This is a genomic window from Halochromatium glycolicum (genome assembly GCF_016584085.1).
Taxonomy (GTDB): Bacteria; Pseudomonadota; Gammaproteobacteria; order Chromatiales; family Chromatiaceae; genus Lamprobacter; species Lamprobacter glycolicus.
The window spans coordinates 66,615-84,498 of record NZ_NRSJ01000018.1 but is presented as its reverse complement, the minus strand read 5'-3'; the positions used below and the strand labels follow the sequence as shown (position 1 = coordinate 84,498).

Below are 17,884 nucleotides of genomic sequence, written 5' to 3'. Positions count from 1 at the left end.
AGGGACCGTATTCACGGCGTCCCCCGCCGGGCATTGCGCGACCCCGCCCCAACGACGCCCTATCGCCTCCTACCGGCCCCCAAGCAACGCAATCGGATTCATCGGGTGAGGCAGGCAAAACCCTATAGCGATACCGAGGCCGAGCGGATCACCGGCAGGAATACATCGATGCGGTGGGTCGTGCCACAAACCGTGACAGAAATGAAAAGGCCGGCATAGAGCCGGCCTAAATCTTTGATTTGGAGCGGGAAACGAGACTCGAACTCGCGACCCCAACCTTGGCAAGGATTCTCGGTCACAGCAGCGCACAGTGATACACCGAGAACAGTAGCACAACATTACACGGATTTGTTCAGAACCTCACCCAGGAACGGGTCGAAGACAGCGCGATGACCAGCACCTCCCTGTCGAGACGACCATCACCTTCATCTCGAAGAGCACCTCCCTGTCGAGACGACCATCTCCTTCGGCAGCCCTTCACTCCGCAGCCGTGCGGAAAGACCCAAGTCTATGATTTACAAGATAACGCAGATTTGCGTTACCCCTCGCGCGCGCGGAGAGACCTCCATGCCGGTAAGAATGGAACCGAAAGTTCCGCGCGACCCCTCGCGCGCGCGGAGAGACCTTACCGAGTCCTGTCCGTGGGACATGTGTCCCCCGCGACCCCTCGCGCGCGCGGAGAGACCGGGGTTATCGAATTACCTCCAACGGATAAAATCCGCGACCCCTCGCGCGCGCGGAGAGACCGTTGGCGCGGGCTTGGTCGTGCCCGATGTCGGGCGCGACCCCTCGCGCGCGCGGAGAGACCTCGAGATAGGGGGTCTACTGGACCTCCCCCTTTAGGTCGCCGCTCGCGCTGCGCCCTAAGCAACATCGGGGCCATGCCGGGACGATCGGGCCTGCCTATGGGTACGTTTCATGCTTTGGATTCTCTAACCCATTGACGAAGCTAACCCGCCAAAATCCATGCCCGATAGGTGCTGCCTATCATTCTGGTCGGTCCCGCGGTGGTTGACATCAGCGAGGGGTAGCAGGGGCGCGACCAGGGCGGGGGTGATAAGACATCGGCTTGATTTCTAGCCGATCGTTGCCCCTTCGCGCGGGCGGTGGTGCGTTCTGGTGGCTCAAGTGTGAGCCGCGAAATGTCCGTTACCGGGTAACAGCCCATCATCGCCATCGTTACGCGGTAACGGGCAAAGCTAGCACTAGAGTGCTAAAGGGTCGCATTTGAAACGCGACCCCTCGCGCGCGCGGAGAAACCATGGTCCAAATCTGGACCATGCTGATTTGCAGGGCGCCCCTCACTCCGCGCGCATGCGGAGTGACCCGATTCAAAATCGGGATTCGAATCCCGAATTGCCCTCACTCCGCGCGCATGCGGAGTGACCAGGATTCTCGGTATTCACCAGCCGCCAGCGCGCCAGGCCCGTAGCGCTTTGCTGAGGTTGCGGCTCGATGGCGCCCGGCCGCAGGTGTCCATCAGGGCTTGCCTGATGGCCTTGTTCGGCTTGCCCTCATCGGCCATCCGGACGGCCATCTGTCGCGCCTCGCTCGGGTAGTCAGGACGCGGTACGGTCGCGTTACCGGGTAACGGTCTCTTGCCTTCGCTGTTACGCGGTAACAGCCCGTCATCCTCATCGTTACGCGGTAACGGACTGTCATCGTTGTTACCGGGTAACGCTTCGGCCGTCAAGGTCTGGTCGTGATACTGGTCTTGCTGCTCAGGCGTCAGCCCACGGGTGATGTGGGCCTGTGCATCCAGGATCAGCCGCTCGAGGGTCGCGCGCTGGCTGGTGCCGTGGAAGGACGCCAGCCGCCCGAGGGCCGTCTTGGCTTGCAGGGAGAGGATGATGCTCAGCCGCTCGCCTGATCCGTCAACGGCCTTCAGGTGCCGCTGTCGGTAGTGCCGCTGCCGTTCTGCGTTGGTCATGGCCATGATAGGGCCTCACTTCGTTACCGAGTAACGGTCAGTGTAGGCCGTTACACGGTAACGGGCAAGGCCAATTCAAATCTGAATCGGCCTCTCGCCGTAACAGCCCATCATCGCCATCGTTACGCGGTAACGGTCAATAAGTGAGGATTTCTCACTTGTGGCCGTTCGGTCGCACACGAAAAAGCCCACCAGGGCGAACCGTGGCGGGCGTGGGGTCCCGGCTGCTTACTTACCCTCGGCCGGGGCGGGGGATGACCTGCGGTAAGCTCGCGTCAGTTGCTGGATTCGACCGGACTGACAGCTCGGTTGAAACCCCTAGCCCAGCTCAGGTGCACGCGCGGCGCGCGTATTCGGTCTAGTACTTGAACGCGGCGGCCCAGTCGACGCTGGCGGGCTCGTTGTCGCCGTCGCCGTCGGGGGTGATGGGCGGGTTGCCGAGGGCGGCCATGTGCTTCTCGAACTCGCTCGGGCCGCGTGGGCGGTCGGACGGTGCGCCCGGTGCCGGCAGACGGGCGAGGATGCGCGCGGCGCTCTCGACGCTGATATGCGGGTCGGCGATCAGCTCCAAGGCGGTCTGGGTGCGCGGGTCGCTGGCCTCGAGGGCGGCAAGGATGCCAAGGATGCGCTCGCGCTCGGCTTGAGCGCTGGGCTCGGGTTGCGGCGCAGGCGGCGGGGTCTGCCGGGTCGCGCTCGGGGCGATCAGGGCGGCGATGCGCTCAGGATGCAAGGGCTCGCCCTGGGTGCGCAGCTGCGCCTGGGCATCAGCGAGGGCACCCTTCGCGAACGCGAGCGCCTGGGCCTGTCCCTCGGGGAGGCGTTCCAAGGTCGGGGTCAGGTGATCGGCATAGCCCGCGTCGATGATCTGCTGGCCGTACAAGTAGGTCTCGGCGGCCACCTCGGTGGCGATGGCCTCGGGCGGGCGGCCGGTGCGCTGGCTGTAGGCGTCGACCATCATGGCCTCGACGGCCTCCAGGTGTGAGGCGGCATCACTGAAGGCGCGCGCGTCGCCGATCATCATCGCGGCCGGGCTGTGGACCATCCAGACGCCGTTGGCGGGAACATGCATCTCGTGGGCAACGCAGGCGATGTAGGTCGCAGCCGAGGCGCAGAGTCCATCCACGCGGGCGGTGATGCGATGGCCCGCGCGGCGGTGGGCGGCGAGCAGGTTGTGAATACCCAGGGCCTCGTAGACCGAGCCGCCGGGCGAGTGGATGTGCAGTTCCACATCCTCGGCGCCAGCCAGGGCGCTGCGCACGCTGGCGGTGGTGACCTCCAGGCCGATGACGCCATCAATCGGGATCGTCTTCATGGGTCAACCTCAGTCTGGGAGTACCTTGGCGCTCAGGCTGGCATTCGGGACCACAGGCACGATCAGCGGCGCGCTCTGGGTCATCAGGTAGCGCACGCTCGGGTCATGATCCGTCCAGCTCTTGGCGGCGAACGGTTGCGCGATGAAGCTCAGGTCATGATCGCGGATGGCCCCGAACGCGCGCGTGCCGTTCAGCGCCGGGGCGGCGAGAATGACGTGGTTGGTCGGGACGATCAGCGATTCCTCGCCGGTGTCGGGGTCGACGTACCAGTCGACATGCACGTAGATCGGCAGGCCGTCGAGCTCGCCCATGTAACTGGCGCCCGGCGCGGCGAGATCGGGGCCGCCTTGCAGGCGGGTTCCCTCCAAGCGGCGGGTCTCCAGGCGCTCTTTCACGTCATCATGCTTGATCAATGCCTGATACGCGGCAAGGCCCATAACCGCGTCGCTGGGGCGCTGCCCGCAGGCTTGCAGGAGGCGCATGCTCCAGTCGGTGAGATCGTTGGTCGGGGTGCTGCTGAGCCAATCGCCGGTAGCGCTGATGTCGATGCTGTGCTCGGCTTTGCGGCCGAAGTCCACCACATGGGTCGGGTACTGATCGCCGGAGACGGTCACTTGCCCGTCGAGCAGGGCCTCGGCGGCCATCAGCTCCAGGCGCTGGTGCAGCATGTCGACATGTTCGGCCGCCAGCGCAGCGACCAGATCGCGGGCGCGGGTGCCAGGGTGGAAGCCTCCGCCGATGGTCTCGCCGGCCTGACGCTTGAGCGGGCGTTTCGGGTCGATGGGGGTCTTGATCTTGATGTAGGCCGGCGAGAAGGTGTTGGTGCGAAAGCCTTGATCGGTGACCACCTTACCGGCGACCAGTGGCGAGACGAACGGGGCGACCTTGCGCGCGCCGTCGCGGATGTCGAAGACAATCTCCTCGGCGGGGCTGGTCTGGACGCTCGGGAACCAGAGATCGAGCAGGAAACTCGAGGGGCGCGGGATGTTCTCGATCAGCCGCGCCAGGGATTGGGTGTCGTACATGATGGGGCTCCTTACGCGGCGGCGATCAATTGGATGCTGAGATCGCGCAGCGCGGCGGTGACGGTGGCGGCGTCAAGGCTGTCATCGTGATAGCAGGCGCCGGCGATGAAGTCGCCACGGGTGTACGTCATGGCCTCCTGATCGGCAGCGCTGGCGTCGATGTCCTGGGCCAGGATGGCGACCGGGTTGGCGCGGCCGTCGCTGATCGGGCTGCCGGCCAGATCGTTGGCGCTGGCGAGGTAGTGCTTGCCGTTGCTCGATTTGCCGAGGATGGCGCCGGCGGTGAGGGTCTGCCCGCTGGCGATGGTGACCTTCTCGGAGAGCAACAGATGGGCGTTGCCGTGTACCAGGTGCTGCGGCACGAAGGTGGTGCTCGTGATGGCGGCGTGATCGCTCATGTGGGGGTTCCATCGATAAAGAGGTTACGGATGCGCGCGAGTTCGTCCTCGAGCTCGGGGATGGTCTTGTCCAGTTCCTCGAGGCGACGCTCGCGGTCGACGGGGGTGGATGGCCAGTCGCGCGCGTTCTTGCCGAGCGCTTGTTTGATCTGGTCTCCCAGCAGGAAGCAGAGGGCATCGGCATCCGGCCCCGCGAACAGACGCAGCGCGGGCGCATGGGGCGCGCCAAAGGCTTGGAGCTTGTCGGCGAGACGGCGGCGGTAGCGCGCGGCGGCGTCGTCGACCAGGGCGCGCGCGTCGCGCAGGACGGCCTCGCGCGGGCGGTGGGCGCGGCGCAGTAGCTCGCGCTCTTGCATCCGGTCGACCAGCTCAGCGGAGAGCCGGGCGACGCGGGCGGCGATGTCGTCGGTGGGGTCGGTGGGGTCGGTGGTGTCCATGCTGGGCTCTCGGTGGGGTGATGGCGATCAGCATGGGCGCGCGCATCAAGCGTCGATAGGGGGTATTTCACGCGGCGGGCGGCCGCAGGATGCGCGCGAGCTGGTCGGTCGACTCCGGCAGCGGCGCAAAGGTCGCGGCGGCATCAACCGCGCAATCGAGCGGCGTTTGCGCGGCGCGGCCTGGGACACGGCGACGGCGGCGCCGGACGGCGGCACGCACCTCGGCGGTGGTGAAGCCGTGACGCTGGGCCTGCTCGCGCAGCGTCTTGTCGCGCTGCGCGAGGCGCCAATCGCGGGCGGGATGGGGGCGGCCTCGGGCGCGCAGCCCAAGCGCCTGGTCGAGCGTGAGGGTCGCGCTGTCGAGGTAGACCTTCTGCCCGGCGAGCAGCCAGTCGCGGACGGGCGCGGGCAGCGGCTCAGAGGGGGCGGCGAGGAGATGGCGGAACAGCGCGAACAGGTGTTGGCGGGCGGTGTCGGTGTCGGTGTCGGTGGTCATGGGGCGGGCTTGCGATTGGCGGCGATGATCTGGCGGATTCGGCTTTCGGAGAGATCGAAGTCTCGCGCGATCTCGGCGAGGAATCGGCCGCCGCGCCAAGCGGCGACGATGGCCGCGTTGCGCTCGGCTTTGGGCGCGGCGTGGATATAGACGGTCTCCCCGCCGAGGCGGGCCTGTATGGCTGCCCAGACCGCGGCAACCAGCGCGTCGATCTGCTCGGGCGCGAGGCCCTGGGCCTCCGCGGCGGTGCGGAGAGCCGTATCGATCACCGAGCGAAGGTCGCTCATTATCAATAGGCGGTCGGGACGGGGGACTCGTCGCCGCAGTTCATCGCGTCCATGACCCGCTGACATTCTGCCGCCGCGGCAGGGTCGCCAGCGCGGGCGCGGTCGATCAGGGCCAGGAGCTCGGCGTCGCCGGCCTCGCTCGCGTCATCGGCCATGAAGTCGAGTCGGGTGGTGGTGGGGCTATTGGCCTGACTCATAGATAAAACTCTATTGACTAACCGTAATCGATAGATCGTGTATACAGGCAAAAAACGCGGTGCGAACTACCCGCGTCGTCGAGCGCGAAGAAGGACCCGTAATCAATGACTTAGGGATCAACGGCGGGCGAAGAATCACCCTCCGCCGCGGCCAAAGCGTTGGCGACGGCCCGCATGTCATCGACCGTCGCGGCCGGGTGATATCGGATCGCCAGACGGCCGTCGATCAGGTCGAGCTCTCGAACAGCCCACTCGAGCCCGCATGCGCGCAGACGTTTTGTCGCGAGAGCGATATCGGTCACGAAGCGGCGCGGGGGCGCCGGAGCTCCAAGCGGGTCGGAGTGCTTGCGGCGGGGCTTGAAGCGCTGGCACGTCGTTGTTCGGCCCGGCTCGGTGACCGGTCGCTTTCGGGCGACCGGACAGAGCACGTCGGCTGGGTCATGGAATCGGCAATCCCGGCAGTTCACCCGCGGGCGGCCTTGGTCGCGGCGTGTCTTCATGCTTCGGCAACCTCCGCTGATGAGCGCAGCCAGGCGACGCGCTGCACGGGATCTTGATCGGCGAGCTCGAGCACTTCGGCGCGCACTGCCAGGTCACGCTCGCCGATGCGATCCAGCCAAGCCGTGATCCGCTGCACCTCGTGGGGGTGCAGCGGCCGGTGCTCAGGAATGGCCGCAAGGAGATCGGCCTTGTGCTCGCGGATAAACGCGAGCTGGTCATCGCTCAGCGGCCGCTCGGACTCGACCACCAGGCGGCCGGTGCGGTGGACGAGCTGGACGCCCGCGCGGCGCATGCGCTCAAGCATCGCATCCAAATCACATGACATAGCGGTGGGTCTCCTCGGTGTGATCCGGATCGTCGGGATTTTTTTCTGACGAAACTTCGTCGCAACCCATTCGGTTCATTCTTTTCAATGGCTTATCCCACTCGAGCCCACTCGCAACCCGCTCGGTTACGAATGGGTTGGCGGCCAGGCGGATACCGCGAAGCATCATCGATCGGTGGACAGGGTGTCGCTGCTCAGTGACAGGGCGGCCAAGCTCCTGAGCAATGTCCTTGACGGTCTCGCGGAACTTCACGATGGAGACAGGGCGATCTCGGCCTGTCTCGATGCAATAGGCACGGTAGTTCGGGTAGGCCCAGTCGTGAGCGTGCTTGAACGTGGGGCGGCCTTGCTCGTCTTGTCCGAGCGAACCGATCTGCAAGTAGGCGTCAGGATCGGCAACCGTGCAGTTGATCAGCCAATCCGCAACGGGATTGCCGGCAGCCATACCGAGGAGGTTCTCCTTGCGCACCGACTCGGGTAGCTGCTCGAAGCGCTGGCGGATCGCGCGCTCGTCGAGCTGCAACAGCCAGTTGATCAGCCCGGGGATCTCCGCATGCAGGACACCAGCCTCGCCGCCGCGGGCTTGCCAGTCCGCGCGCTCGGCTTCGGTGGCGGTGGTTGGGAAGCGCACGGTCACGCGGCGGCGCTCGAGCCCGGAGGTCGCATCGGTCGATTGCACATCCTCGTTGGTCGCGAGCAGCGTCAGCCCGTCGAAGACGAAGGTTCCGGTCTGCTGCTGATGCTTGCGCTCGAGAGGCAGCGCGTCGCCGCCAGTCATGCTCTTGAGCATGTTCAACGCACCACCATGGCGCCCGGCCTCATTGATCATGCACAGCCGTTTGCCGTAGAGCTTGGCGGTCTCGAAGCGGTTGCCCTCGAGGTCGCGCAGCGTCGAGATCGCCACGTTCGCATCGCCAACCAGCGCGGCAGCGAGCCGCTGAAAGGTGCCCTTGCCAGTGCCGCCGCGGCCGATCAGGACCAGGAACTTCTGTAGCGGAATCCCACGCACCAGGGCAGCGAGCCAGGCGCGCAGTAACTCGACCGTCTCGCCATCGTGGTCGGTCGCGCGCAGCAGCCAGGCGTGGATGCTGGGACAGGTGGCCTTGGGGTCGTAGTCGTGCGGCAAGCACCAGTCGAGCGCGTGGCTCGGGGTTGGCGCGTAGAGCTCACCGGTCGCCAGGTCGAGCAGCCCATTGCGGAACGGGACGACACCCTCGGGGCGCGCAGGGCGTGCGAGCAGATCGAGACGCTGCACGAGCTGGGTGATGCCGGACAGGTAGCTGAGTCGATAACCGTGCTCGCCGCAACCGATGCGTACCGCATGCGCGAGCAGGGTATCGGCCGGAGACGGCTGAATGTGCGTCTGCCAGTGCGATTCCTGCCAGGTCAGCCAGCAGCCCGCATCAGCATCCCAGGCGAGCTCATCGCGCAAGGCATCGGCCACGACGACGGCCGCGAGGCTATCGATCTTGCGGCGTTGCTTGGTCTGGCCCTTGTCGTCTACGAACTCATCGACCAGCGAACCCCACTCCATCCGAGCGGGTTGCGAGTGGGTTTCGAGCGGGTTTCGAGTGGGTTGAACCCCCGTAGCGAATGAACCGAATGGGTTGCTAGCACTATTATTCTGAAATTCTTCCTGGTGCAATCCGGAAGCCTTCCGTTTTGCCCCAGGATCATCGGTTCCATCCTCGCGGAGGAAGCGGCGCAGATCGGCGATCGTGCGGTCTCGGCAGTGGGCGTGCTGGCACACATAGGCGCCGCCGGAATAGCCGCCGGTATGCGGTGGGTAGTAGATCGAGCTGGTCGGGGTCGAGGGTGTCGTGTGCTCATCAGACCAGGGGCAGCGCACGAACAGGCCGCCGTCGGGCTTCCAGTCCAGCGCCAGGCCGCGGTCTCCCAGGGCGCGCGCGATCGGATCTGAGCCGAGATCGGGCTTGTCCCGTGCTTCACGTGAAGCCCCCTGAGGGGGGAAGGCGGCCGCGATCTGCTCGGGGGTGTACGGAAGACGCGGGTCTTCGTCGATGATCCGGACCAGGTGCGGCGCCGCCGGGTCCTTGACGTGCCAGAAGCCCGGCAGGCGCATCACCCGCGCGGGATCAGTGGGGGCTGGGTCGCTGCCGAGCGCGGCCACGATCGCTTGTTGCTGAGGGGAGAAGGCGGCGACGGGGAGACCGTCCACGGTCCAGTAGACGTGCCGACGGCCCGGTGAGGTCTCGACCGTGATGACGGGATCGAGGGGGAAGCGGGCCGGCGCGGGCTCGGTCTTCGGGGGGTCAAAATCCGCGAAGCAAGCACGAATACGCTGGACGTTGCGATTGGTGCGGCGGGCGCCGAGTACCGCGTTGATCGTCACGAAGACACCCGCGCCCCGGTTGTTCAGGCGCGTCAGGGTTTCGGTGTGCTCCTCGAGCGATCCGTGCAGGGCGCGCGCGAGCCCCTTACGCTGGGCTTCGTTGTCGAAGGTCTCGGGCTTGGGGTCGGCAAAGGTCTGGAAGTGGAAGGTCTCCGCCTCGGGGTCGAGCAGCTCGAGGAAGCGGCGGGCTTGGGCGAGATCGGGCTCGCGTTTGGGCGTGGTGGGTCGGGTCAAGATGGTCGATCTCCGGTTGATCGACCGCCAGGTCGGGCGGCGCTGGCACGCGCGGCTTGGTGCAAAAGGAAGGGGTTTCCTTTTGCACCAAGCATGATCCACGATGCGGTATCATTGCAGGTGCCGGTGCCGAGACCGTGAGGCGGTCAAGGCTTTACCGATGCGGTGCGGTCAACACCGCATCGGACGGTTGGTTATCCATTTCAGCCCGGTCGATCTCATCCATCGGCCGGGCTTTCCTTTTCTGGGGGCCGTGCCAGCGCTCGCGCTGGCGGGCTTCGCGGCGGTCGCGGCGGCGGTGGCTCATTGGGCATCGCCCTCTGGGGCAACACGATTCGCGGCGCGCCGGATGCGCTCGCGGATCAGCTGCGCCAAGAGCTCCTCGGGGGTCTGCTGCGCCGCCGCGGCGGCGTGGTCGAGGATGGTGTACTCGTCGCGCGTGAGCGGCACGGTCACGCGGTGTACCCCGGCGGGACCGTCATCGACCAGGTCGTCATCAACAGATTCGATGATGGACCAAGTGATGCGCTTCAGCTCCGAGGTCAGGTGCTCAAGGGCCGCGAGTAGTCCATAGCGCTGGTCGAGGTCGTCCTCGGCTTGGGCCGCGAAGGCGGCGGCATGGGCGCCGGAAGCGAGGTCATAGAGGGTCTGCGCCTGAAGTGGGGTCATGACTGGGCCTCCTATGCCGCCGCGCGGCGCGCTTCATCGCGCAGGATCTCGAGCACCACGGCCCCGAGATGCGGCCCGGCGAGACTCCCGGCGGGGCCGCGGCGCGGGATGAACTGACCGCTGTCGACAAGGCGATCGTGATGCTTCCGAACAAACCACTCGAAGGCCGCGAAGGTCGGGAAGACGCTCCCGGCGTCGTCGGCGACCCAAGCACGCCAGGGCTTGAAGTCTTCGATGCGGTCGGTGGGATGGGGATGGTCGGACATGGATGTACCCTCGTCGTCGTTACCGGTTATCGCCGCCACGGCGATAAGGGAACGATAACGGGCGCGCGCCAAGCGCGAAGGAGCAGACCGGGAGCGATGGGTCATCCCTCCCGCTTGGCTATTCACCCCTGCCCTTTCGGCGCTTGGCGAGGTAGTGCCGCGCGGCGGTCTCGGTGATCTGCTCCCGTTGCACGTCCGTGTACCCCAGGCGCCCGGCGACCGACCAGGCGGTTTTGTGCAGCAGGCGCCGGCCGCAGCGCTGCCCTTGGGTGCGCAGCTCTTCCTCGGCGAGCGCGAACACGTCATCGGTCGCTATTTGGCGCTTGACGATGAACGTGACGCGGCGCTCGAGATCGGCCCGCTGGCGCCGCCGCAGCGCGTGCGCCTGGTTGAGTCGTTCCGCGGTGGCCTCCGCCGTGCGCGCGACCAGTTCGACGTTCAGCCAGAGGGCCGCCAATGGGGCGGTCTGCGGGTCGCCGGCGAGCAGGCGCGCTTGAAGCGCGGGCGGCGCGGCGGCGAAGGCGCGTCGCAGCCGATCAGCCAGGCGTCGCGTCCAGCGCAGCGTTCGGCGCGTGGCAGCGCGCCGCTTGGCGAGGTGGATCTTCACGCGCACGACGGTGCGCTGGCAGGGGGTGAGCGCGTCCAGCGGCCCGGGGGTCTCCATCAGCCGAACACCTTTTCGACGACCGCGCGCTTATCCTCGGTGCTGTGGTGCATGTAGCGCCCGCTTGCGCTGAGGGTCTGATGCCCGAGGATGGCCATGATCTGCGCCTGTCCGATGCCCGCTTGCGCGAGCGCCGAGCCGCAGCCGTGGCGCAGTTGGTGGAAGTTGCGTCCGGGCAGCCCGGCCTCGGTGCAGACGCGATCCCACAGGCGGCGGAAGTGGTACGCGCGTCCGGTGCGCCCGGCGAACACCAGCTCATCGGGCTTGCCGCGCGGCAGTTGCTCGAGCTCGGCGACGGCGCGCGCCGAGAGGGCCGCGACCAGCGGGCGGCCGTTCTTGGTCTTGGTCACCGTGGCGGTTGCCTGCTCGAGGTCGAGATCACGCCAGCGCAGTGCCATCAGGTTGCCGGCGCGAAACCCGGTGTGGAAGGCGAGGATGATCAGCGCCGGCAACCGTTGCCAACGCTTGTCGAGCACGCGCGCGACCTTGACCAGGCGCTCGACTTCTTCCGGGCGCAGATAGCGCTCCGGGTTCGGCGGCTCGGGGCTTTTCTCGATGCCCTTGGTGGGCGGCACATGCGCGCGCGGCAGCAGGCGCAACCGCCGCGCATAGCGATAGAGGCTGCCGAGCTGGGTGATGTAGCGGTTGAGGGTCGCGCCCGAGAGGGGCTGACCGGCGGCTTCGGTGGGATGGCCGCGGCGCGGGCGCAGCCGGCCGCGCTCGGCGAGCCCGATCACGGCGCGGTCCACGTCATCGGGGGAGATATCGGCCAGCTCGATCGGGCCGAATTGCTCGCGCCAGAACGCGAGCCGCGCGAGGGTGGCCTTGTCGAACTCGCGCGACGCCACATAGGCGTCGATCAGGGCGTCAAGGGTCGCCATCGGGATTTGCCTCCGGGTGCAAAATGATCAGAACCGTTGCTGATCACCGTGGCGGCGCATAACCGGAGTCAAATCAAGAATTTGGAGCGGGAAACGAGACTCGAACTCGCGACCCCAACCTTGGCAAGGTTGTGCTCTACCAACTGAGCTATTCCCGCTAAGAGCTAATTAGTGTACCAGCCCGGTTCCTGATGTCAACCCTGCGTAACGCGCCAGACGCCATGCTTGAAGAGACCCTATCGGTAGGCCGATTGACGCGCGCAAGGTTCTGATCGAATGCCCGTCGAAGCCATTCTGTTAGGGCTCTCAAGTACTGCCAGGCGGCCGAGTACAGCGTGGCGCGCCCAGATGCCATCCGTACCCCCCCGGTCAGAGCCGACCGTCCACATCGGCTTTCGGTAGCGCCGATTTGACGTCGTAGAGCAGCGCATCAGGCGTTCCCCACTCACGCAGCACCGCCGCACCCTGATCGATGAACTCGCGATGGGCGACTGCGAGGATAAGTCCTTGATAGGTCCCGGCCGCCGGCGGCTCGGCAAGTAGCTCAAGGCCGTATTCCTCAAGGGCCTCGGACCGATCGACCCAGGGGTCGTAGCAGTCGACCTCGAGACTGTAGGCACGCAACGCGGCGATGATGTCGACGACACGGGTGTTGCGCAGGTCTGGGCAGTTCTCTTTGAAGCTCAGGCCAAGCACCAGGATTCGGCTCTGAGGAATCGGATGACCTTTGGCCAGCAGCTGTTTCACGAAGGACTCGGCGACGTGGTCACCCATACAGTCGTTGATGCGCCGCCCGGCGAGGATCACCTCGGGGTGGTGGCCGATCGCAGCCGCCTTATGGGTCAGGTAGTAAGGGTCGACGCTGATGCAGTGGCCGCCGACCAGGCCGGGGCGAAACGGCAGGAAGTTCCACTTGCTGCCGGCCGCCTCCAACACCTCCAGCGTATCAATGCCGAGCCGGTTGAAGATCAACGCCAGCTCGTTGACCAGAGCGATGTTGAGATCGCGCTGGGTGTTCTCGATGACCTTGGCGGCTTCGGCAACCCGGATGCTGCTCGCCTGATGGGTGCCGGCGGTGATGATGCTGCGATAGAGGCTGTCCACGAACTCGGCCACCTCGGGCGTCGAGCCGCTGGTGACCTTCTTGATGCTCGGGAGCCGATGCGCTTTATCGCCGGGGTTGATCCGCTCCGGCGAGTAGCCGCAATAGAAGCCCTCCGATGCCTCAGACGAGTGGGAACCGTTGAGATAGCACAGACCGGATTCGCGCTCGAGGACCGGAACGCAGTCCTCCTCCGTGCAGCCTGGGTAGACGGTCGACTCATAGATCACGAGATCGCCAGGCGCAAGGGCCTTGCCGACGGTCTCTGAGGCCTTGAGCAAGGGCGTCAGATCAGGACGCTTATGGACATCGACCGGCGTCGGCACCGTGACGATAAAGATGCGACAGGCGGCAAGCGCCTCGGGATCGCTGGAGAACCGAAGCTGCGAGGCAGCCTTGAGCTCCTCGGGCTCGACCTCGCGCGTACTGTCTCGCCCAGCCTCGAGCTCCGCGATACGTCGGGGATTGATGTCGAAGCCGAGCACTGGCCGATGGCGACCGAATTCAACTGCGAGCGGTAAGCCAACGTAACCAAGACCGATGACGCCAATCAGCGCATCGGGAGCCGTCAGATGGGTAATGGACATGTGTAGCGATCCCAGGCCGGTCCCAAGCGGGTCGTTTTCAAGACAACGTTCTCAAAATAGGGCGCCCGCACTCACCGAGTGGCTTCGAGGCGCATCTCACACCCAGGATTCTACCTTAGCTTGATACAGGCAATGGCATGCGTGCATGGTCGCTGACCGGACCTCAAGCGAGCTGGCAATCTCTACCCAAGGCGCTTGAATGATCAATCAACAAGCGCCCGCGCAATGCGCTCCTGCTCGGCCAAGCCAAGATGCGGGTGCATCGGCAAGCTCATGATATGAGCGGAAACGGCCGCTGCGATCGGTGTGCACTCGGGGCAGCAGTGGTGCGCATAGGCCGGCTGCTGATTCATCGGCATCGGATAGTGGACAGCTGTCGGGATACCTTCAGCCTTGAGCCTAGCCTGCATCGCATCGCGGTCCTCGACGAGCAGACTGTATTGAGCAAAGACGCTCGTGCGATCTTCGCCCGGCCAAGGCAGCAGCCGATAGGCGCGATCGAAAGGCGCCAGCGGATCGCCGGTGAGCACTGCGTTGCTGGGGCTGCCTTGCCTGCTTGCCAATGGCCCCGCTTCCGGTCGAGACCCTTGCCGGCCGTTCGGCGACTGCGGCCGTGAGCCGTCGTCAACGCTGGAGGTTTGAGTGCCGACTCTCTGCTGCGCCGCCGCGGCTCGCGAACGCGACGGACCCGTCTCGGAGCTCAAGAGCTGATGGTAGCGCCAAGCGACGGCCTGGCGTTGAGCGATATCCTGGTCGAACCGCTCGAGATTGGCCAGCACCACGGCGCACTGCAGGCTATCCATCCGGCCGCCGATGCCGACGCGCCCATGCACATAGCGCGCGCTCTGGCCATGGACGCGGATCTCGCGGCAGGCCTGGGCGATGGCGTCGTCACTGGTAAAGATCGCCCCGCCATCACCGTAGCCGCCCAGCGGCTTGCTTGGGAAGAAGCTCGTGCAGCCGATCATGCTCAAGGCGCCGCTCTTGCGGCCTTTGTATTCGGCGCCGAAGCTTTGGGCAGCGTCTTCGATGACCGGAATGTTGCCGTGCCGCGCGGCGACCGCATTGATCGCATCCATCTCCGCCGGCTGACCATAGAGGCTCACTGGCATGATCGCCTTGGTGTTGTCGGTGATCTTGGCCTCGAGCAGGCGGACGTCCAGGTTGCAGGTATCGGGTTCGATATCGACGAAGACCGGCGTGGCCCCAACCAGCACGATGACCTCGACCGTGGCGACAAAGGTGAACGGCGTTGTGATGACCTCGTCGCCAGGGCCGATGCCGAGCGCCATCAGGCTGATCAGCAGCGCATCGGTGCCGCTGGCGGCGGTGACGCAGTGCCTGGCGCCGGTATAGGTTGCGAGGCGCTCCTCGAGCTCGCGTACCTCGGGGCCGAGGATGTATTGACCGTGGCGCAGGACACTTTCGAGATTGCGCTCGAGCTGCGGACGCAACAGGGCCTGTTGCGTAGCCAGATCGATGAACGGGATCGCTGCGCCGCGCTCGGCAGGCGAACGCTCCTCCTGTTGCAGCCATTGCAGCGCTTGGGCGGGCGTCTTACAGGTGACCTCGTCGACGGCGTCGAAACGCCTGTCCTCGGTGACGATGCAGGCCGCCTGACCGCCCAAGCTCCGCGCGGCGGCGGCGATCTGGGCATCCTCGAAATCGCGCGCGCGCGCGTACAGCTCGGCCTGCTCGAAGCCATGCGCCGTCAGCACCGAGACGCGCTGCAGCAGCAGCGTCATGAGTCGCGACACGACAGCGGCAGCATCCTCCGGCTTCAAGCCCCGGCGCTTGAAGGCCTGACGGGCGACAGAGTCAAGCGTTGCCAGCGAGGTCGCTGCGACCCAAAGCGCGGCGCGACCGCTTTGCTCGGCAGCGAATAGTGCCTCGGTGCTCGCTGCGGACCCCGTGTTCAGCCACAGATCAACGACGCTGTTGACGTCCAGGATCAGATGCTTAGCCACGGTCGAGATGCTTCGCTTCGAGGTGCGCATGCCACACTGCCTTGGCCTCTGGCGCCGAGAGCGGCTCGCGAGGCGTGAGCTGGTCCGCATAGGGCGCGAGGATGGCATCGATCGCCTCCCGCAGCGATCCTGGTGAAGCCGCAGCCGCGGGCCTCACCGTCGAGGCGGCTGGTCGCTGCTCGGCTGGCGGCGGCTCGGCTGGCGGCGACGCGAAGGCGCGCGACGCCGGCGCCGAGGCGACGAGCTGATCGTCGGGGATCTCGATGATCACGCGCACCGGCCCCGGCTTGAGCTGAACGGGCTGGGCGAATTCCAGTCTTCCGTCTTCGTAGAAGGCTTCGATTTGCATCGTGTCTGCAACCGGTTGAATCAGGGAAAGAGGCGCTCGAGACCAGCGACGACGGACCCGGTGCGGTCAGACACAGCGCCACCGGGATCGCCCCGCGTTCGAGATCAGCCTGAGCTGCCACGCAGGCTCGGCCAGGCCGCGCGCAGGTAGAGGATCATCGACCAGAGCGTGAGCAAGGCGGCGAGGTAGAGCAGCACCAAGGCGAGCCACTCGATCGGCACGCCGAGGAGCGGACCGCCCAGGATGAGCATCACGATCGAGGTCATCTGCAATGCCGTCTTGACCTTGCCCGTCATCGAGACCGCCACCTTGGCGCGGGCGCCGATCTCGGCCATCCATTCGCGCAACGCCGAGACGGTGATCTCGCGGCCGATGATCACTGCCGCAGGCAACGCCAGCAGCACGCTCGCTTCGGCCTGGACCAACAGCACCAGCGCGATCGCGACCATCAGCTTGTCGGCGACCGGATCGAGGAAGGCTCCGAGCGGCGAGGTCTGTTCCCAGCGCCGAGCGAGGTAGCCATCGAGCCAATCGGTCAGCGCGGCCAGGGTGAAGATCAGCGCGCAGACCAGCCGTGCCCAGGGCACCGGCAGGTAGAAGATCACCACGAACACCGGGATCAGGATGATCCGGACGAACGTCAAGATGTTCGGGATGTTCCACATCGGTGTCTGACTGCTCACTGACTTCCACCACAGACTCGCTCGATTAAGACGCGCCGCGTCAGGGTGACTTGATCAACGACCCTTGTCACCGCGATTTGTCGGTCACCGGCTCGCATCGCGCCCTCACACCTCCGCCATCAAAGCCCCGATCTTATCGGCATCGGGCTGCTCGATCACGCCGCGCTCGGTGACGATCACATCGACGAGCTCGGCTGGGGTGACATCGAAGACCGGGTTGTGCGCTTCAACCGCATCCGGGCCGACGCGGTTCCCCCCACAGCTCAAGACCTCGTCAGCGCCACGCTCCTCGATCGGGATATCGGCGCCTTGACCGACCTTCAGATCGATCGTCGAGGTGGGCGCCGCGACCATGAAGCGCACGCCGTGGTGACGCGCAAGCACCGCTAGCATGTAGGTGCCGATCTTATTGCAGACGTCGCCATTGGCGGCGATCCGATCCGAGCCGACGATGACCCAGCCGATGCCCCCGCGCGCCATCAGGCTGGCGGCGACATTGTCCGCCTGCACCGTCACCGGGATATCCGATTGCTGCAGCTCCCATGCGGTCAGGCGCGAGCCCTGCAGCCAGGGCCGGGTCTCGTCGGCATAGACGCGGCCGATCTTGCCGGCGGCATGGGCGCTGCGCACGACGCCGAGCGCGGTGCCATAGCCTCCGGTGGCCAGCGCACCGGCGTTGCAATGCGTGATCACGTCGGTGGGTGTCTCGATCAATGCCGCCCCTAGCTCGCCCATGCGCTGATTCGCCGCCACATCGTCGCGGTGGATGCGCTGGGCTTCGGTCAGCAACGCCGGTACCGGGTCCAGCTGATCGAGCACGGCAAGCCGTCTCCGCATCCGCTCGAGCGCCCAGAACAGATTGATCGCGGTCGGCCGCGCGGCAGCGAGCAGCTCGAGGTCCTGATCAACCCCTGCCCGCCAGTTGGTGGGCTCCTGCTGAAAGTGGTCGCGCGCCGAGAGCACGACACCGTAGGCTGCGGTCACCCCGATGGCTGGCGCCCCACGCACGACCATGTCCTTGATCGCGCGCGCCGTTTCGGCAGCGCTCGCGCAGAGAAGAAAGCGCGTCTCCGCCGGGAGCGCGCGCTGATCGAGCAAGAAGAGATTGTCATCGTGCCAGACGATGGCGTTGTCCGGATGCGCGACGAGTGAGGCTGACGTTTCCATGGCGCGGACCCTTGTGGCAAAGTTAGGCCGCATTCTTGGCCTTTTTATCCCCC

The 17,884-nt window shown here is 66.0% G+C and carries 21 protein-coding genes, 1 tRNA gene and 1 CRISPR repeat array; all 22 genes read right to left on the bottom strand.

Annotated elements, in window-relative coordinates; translation table 11 throughout:
- Positions 1-536 precede the first annotated feature (536 nt).
- Positions 537-808: direct repeats of the CRISPR family, unit length 28 nt; unit sequence CGCGACCCCTCGCGCGCGCGGAGAGACC.
- Between the two features lie 594 nt (positions 809-1,402).
- The 22 genes from CKO40_RS11400 to mtnA all read right to left on the bottom strand — a co-directional run bounded on the left by CKO40_RS11400 (position 1,403) and on the right by mtnA (position 17,831).
- Positions 1,403-1,936 (bottom strand): hypothetical protein, encoded by a 534-nt coding sequence (locus tag CKO40_RS11400; RefSeq protein WP_200346334.1) that lies wholly within the window; start codon positions 1,934-1,936, stop codon positions 1,403-1,405.
- Positions 1,937-2,288: 352 nt separating this feature from the next.
- Positions 2,289-3,242, bottom strand: coding sequence for a head maturation protease, ClpP-related (locus tag CKO40_RS11395; RefSeq protein WP_200346333.1), 954 nt, complete (start codon positions 3,240-3,242; stop codon positions 2,289-2,291).
- A 9-nt stretch (positions 3,243-3,251) separates the two neighbouring features.
- Positions 3,252-4,268 (bottom strand): major capsid protein, encoded by a 1,017-nt coding sequence (locus CKO40_RS11390; protein WP_200346332.1) that lies wholly within the window; start codon positions 4,266-4,268, stop codon positions 3,252-3,254.
- Between the two features lie 11 nt (positions 4,269-4,279).
- A complete protein-coding gene (locus CKO40_RS11385; protein WP_200346331.1) occupies positions 4,280-4,666 on the bottom strand; it encodes a head decoration protein in 387 nt (128 codons plus the stop codon).
- Positions 4,663-5,103, bottom strand: a complete 441-nt coding sequence (locus CKO40_RS11380) for a hypothetical protein (protein ID WP_200346330.1) — start codon at positions 5,101-5,103, stop codon at positions 4,663-4,665. Before CKO40_RS11380 ends, CKO40_RS11385 begins: the two co-directional genes overlap by 4 nt.
- 67 nt (positions 5,104-5,170) lie before the next feature.
- Positions 5,171-5,599, bottom strand: a complete 429-nt coding sequence (locus CKO40_RS11375; RefSeq protein WP_200346329.1) for a hypothetical protein — start codon at positions 5,597-5,599, stop codon at positions 5,171-5,173.
- Positions 5,596-5,886 (bottom strand): Mor transcription activator family protein, encoded by a 291-nt coding sequence (locus tag CKO40_RS11370; protein WP_200346328.1) that lies wholly within the window; start codon positions 5,884-5,886, stop codon positions 5,596-5,598. The genes CKO40_RS11375 and CKO40_RS11370 overlap by 4 nt, the downstream gene beginning before the upstream one ends.
- 2 nt (positions 5,887-5,888) lie before the next feature.
- A complete protein-coding gene (locus CKO40_RS11365) occupies positions 5,889-6,083 on the bottom strand; it encodes a hypothetical protein (RefSeq protein WP_200346327.1) in 195 nt (64 codons plus the stop codon).
- A gap of 110 nt (positions 6,084-6,193) precedes the next feature.
- Entirely contained in the window at positions 6,194-6,583 is a 390-nt protein-coding gene (locus CKO40_RS11360) for a hypothetical protein (RefSeq protein WP_200346326.1), read from the bottom strand.
- Positions 6,580-6,909, bottom strand: a complete 330-nt coding sequence (locus CKO40_RS11355) for a hypothetical protein (protein ID WP_200346325.1) — start codon at positions 6,907-6,909, stop codon at positions 6,580-6,582. Before CKO40_RS11355 ends, CKO40_RS11360 begins: the two co-directional genes overlap by 4 nt.
- A complete protein-coding gene (locus CKO40_RS11350; RefSeq protein ID WP_200346324.1) occupies positions 6,899-9,496 on the bottom strand; it encodes a phage/plasmid primase, P4 family in 2,598 nt (865 codons plus the stop codon). The genes CKO40_RS11355 and CKO40_RS11350 overlap by 11 nt, the downstream gene beginning before the upstream one ends.
- Positions 9,497-9,650: 154 nt before the next feature.
- Entirely contained in the window at positions 9,651-9,803 is a 153-nt protein-coding gene (locus CKO40_RS11345) for a hypothetical protein (RefSeq protein WP_200346323.1), read from the bottom strand.
- Entirely contained in the window at positions 9,800-10,165 is a 366-nt protein-coding gene (locus tag CKO40_RS11340; RefSeq protein WP_200346322.1) for a hypothetical protein, read from the bottom strand. The genes CKO40_RS11345 and CKO40_RS11340 overlap by 4 nt, the downstream gene beginning before the upstream one ends.
- Positions 10,166-10,176: 11 nt before the next feature.
- The gene (locus CKO40_RS11335) at positions 10,177-10,431 is read right to left on the bottom strand and encodes a hypothetical protein (RefSeq protein ID WP_200346321.1); all 255 of its coding nucleotides are present in this window, start codon (positions 10,429-10,431) and stop codon (positions 10,177-10,179) included.
- A 118-nt stretch (positions 10,432-10,549) separates the two neighbouring features.
- Positions 10,550-11,095, bottom strand: coding sequence for a hypothetical protein (locus tag CKO40_RS11330; protein WP_200346320.1), 546 nt, complete (start codon positions 11,093-11,095; stop codon positions 10,550-10,552).
- Positions 11,095-11,976 carry a tyrosine-type recombinase/integrase gene (locus CKO40_RS11325; protein WP_200346319.1) on the bottom strand — a complete coding sequence of 294 codons (882 nt, stop codon included), beginning with the start codon at positions 11,974-11,976 and terminating at the stop codon, positions 11,095-11,097. The genes CKO40_RS11330 and CKO40_RS11325 overlap by 1 nt, the downstream gene beginning before the upstream one ends.
- Before the next feature lie 82 nt (positions 11,977-12,058).
- Positions 12,059-12,134 (bottom strand) — tRNA-Gly (locus CKO40_RS11320).
- A gap of 211 nt (positions 12,135-12,345) precedes the next feature.
- Positions 12,346-13,665 (bottom strand): nucleotide sugar dehydrogenase, encoded by a 1,320-nt coding sequence (locus CKO40_RS11315; RefSeq protein WP_200346318.1) that lies wholly within the window; start codon positions 13,663-13,665, stop codon positions 12,346-12,348.
- A 203-nt stretch (positions 13,666-13,868) separates the two neighbouring features.
- Positions 13,869-15,632, bottom strand: coding sequence for an aminotransferase class I/II-fold pyridoxal phosphate-dependent enzyme (locus tag CKO40_RS24930; protein WP_338074164.1), 1,764 nt, complete (start codon positions 15,630-15,632; stop codon positions 13,869-13,871).
- Positions 15,625-15,981, bottom strand: a complete 357-nt coding sequence (locus CKO40_RS11305) for a hypothetical protein (protein WP_200346316.1) — start codon at positions 15,979-15,981, stop codon at positions 15,625-15,627. Before CKO40_RS11305 ends, CKO40_RS24930 begins: the two co-directional genes overlap by 8 nt.
- Before the next feature lie 104 nt (positions 15,982-16,085).
- Entirely contained in the window at positions 16,086-16,646 is a 561-nt protein-coding gene (gene pgsA, locus CKO40_RS11300) for a CDP-diacylglycerol--glycerol-3-phosphate 3-phosphatidyltransferase (RefSeq protein WP_200346365.1), read from the bottom strand.
- A 123-nt stretch (positions 16,647-16,769) separates the two neighbouring features.
- Positions 16,770-17,831, bottom strand: coding sequence for an S-methyl-5-thioribose-1-phosphate isomerase (mtnA, locus tag CKO40_RS11295; protein WP_200346315.1), 1,062 nt, complete (start codon positions 17,829-17,831; stop codon positions 16,770-16,772).
- Positions 17,832-17,884 lie beyond the last annotated feature (53 nt).

What these genes read in the sequence shown, in the direction of transcription:
- CKO40_RS11400 (WP_200346334.1), bottom strand. Translation starts at nt 1,936, where the DNA reads ATGGCCATGACCAACGCAGAACGGCAGCGGCACTACCGACAGCGGCAC.
- CKO40_RS11395 (WP_200346333.1), bottom strand. Translation starts at nt 3,242, where the DNA reads ATGAAGACGATCCCGATTGATGGCGTCATCGGCCTGGAGGTCACCACC.
- CKO40_RS11390 (WP_200346332.1), bottom strand. Translation starts at nt 4,268, where the DNA reads ATGTACGACACCCAATCCCTGGCGCGGCTGATCGAGAACATCCCGCGC.
- CKO40_RS11385 (WP_200346331.1), bottom strand. Translation starts at nt 4,666, where the DNA reads ATGAGCGATCACGCCGCCATCACGAGCACCACCTTCGTGCCGCAGCAC.
- CKO40_RS11380 (WP_200346330.1), bottom strand. Translation starts at nt 5,103, where the DNA reads ATGGACACCACCGACCCCACCGACCCCACCGACGACATCGCCGCCCGC.
- CKO40_RS11375 (WP_200346329.1), bottom strand. Translation starts at nt 5,599, where the DNA reads ATGACCACCGACACCGACACCGACACCGCCCGCCAACACCTGTTCGCG.
- CKO40_RS11370 (WP_200346328.1), bottom strand. Translation starts at nt 5,886, where the DNA reads ATGAGCGACCTTCGCTCGGTGATCGATACGGCTCTCCGCACCGCCGCG.
- CKO40_RS11365 (WP_200346327.1), bottom strand. Translation starts at nt 6,083, where the DNA reads ATGAGTCAGGCCAATAGCCCCACCACCACCCGACTCGACTTCATGGCC.
- CKO40_RS11360 (WP_200346326.1), bottom strand. Translation starts at nt 6,583, where the DNA reads ATGAAGACACGCCGCGACCAAGGCCGCCCGCGGGTGAACTGCCGGGAT.
- CKO40_RS11355 (WP_200346325.1), bottom strand. Translation starts at nt 6,909, where the DNA reads ATGTCATGTGATTTGGATGCGATGCTTGAGCGCATGCGCCGCGCGGGC.
- CKO40_RS11345 (WP_200346323.1), bottom strand. Translation starts at nt 9,803, where the DNA reads ATGAGCCACCGCCGCCGCGACCGCCGCGAAGCCCGCCAGCGCGAGCGC.
- CKO40_RS11340 (WP_200346322.1), bottom strand. Translation starts at nt 10,165, where the DNA reads ATGACCCCACTTCAGGCGCAGACCCTCTATGACCTCGCTTCCGGCGCC.
- CKO40_RS11335 (WP_200346321.1), bottom strand. Translation starts at nt 10,431, where the DNA reads ATGTCCGACCATCCCCATCCCACCGACCGCATCGAAGACTTCAAGCCC.
- CKO40_RS11330 (WP_200346320.1), bottom strand. Translation starts at nt 11,095, where the DNA reads ATGGAGACCCCCGGGCCGCTGGACGCGCTCACCCCCTGCCAGCGCACC.
- CKO40_RS11325 (WP_200346319.1), bottom strand. Translation starts at nt 11,976, where the DNA reads ATGGCGACCCTTGACGCCCTGATCGACGCCTATGTGGCGTCGCGCGAG.
- CKO40_RS11315 (WP_200346318.1), bottom strand. Translation starts at nt 13,665, where the DNA reads ATGTCCATTACCCATCTGACGGCTCCCGATGCGCTGATTGGCGTCATC.
- CKO40_RS11305 (WP_200346316.1), bottom strand. Translation starts at nt 15,981, where the DNA reads ATGCAAATCGAAGCCTTCTACGAAGACGGAAGACTGGAATTCGCCCAG.
- pgsA (WP_200346365.1), bottom strand. Translation starts at nt 16,646, where the DNA reads ATGTGGAACATCCCGAACATCTTGACGTTCGTCCGGATCATCCTGATC.
- mtnA (WP_200346315.1), bottom strand. Translation starts at nt 17,831, where the DNA reads ATGGAAACGTCAGCCTCACTCGTCGCGCATCCGGACAACGCCATCGTC.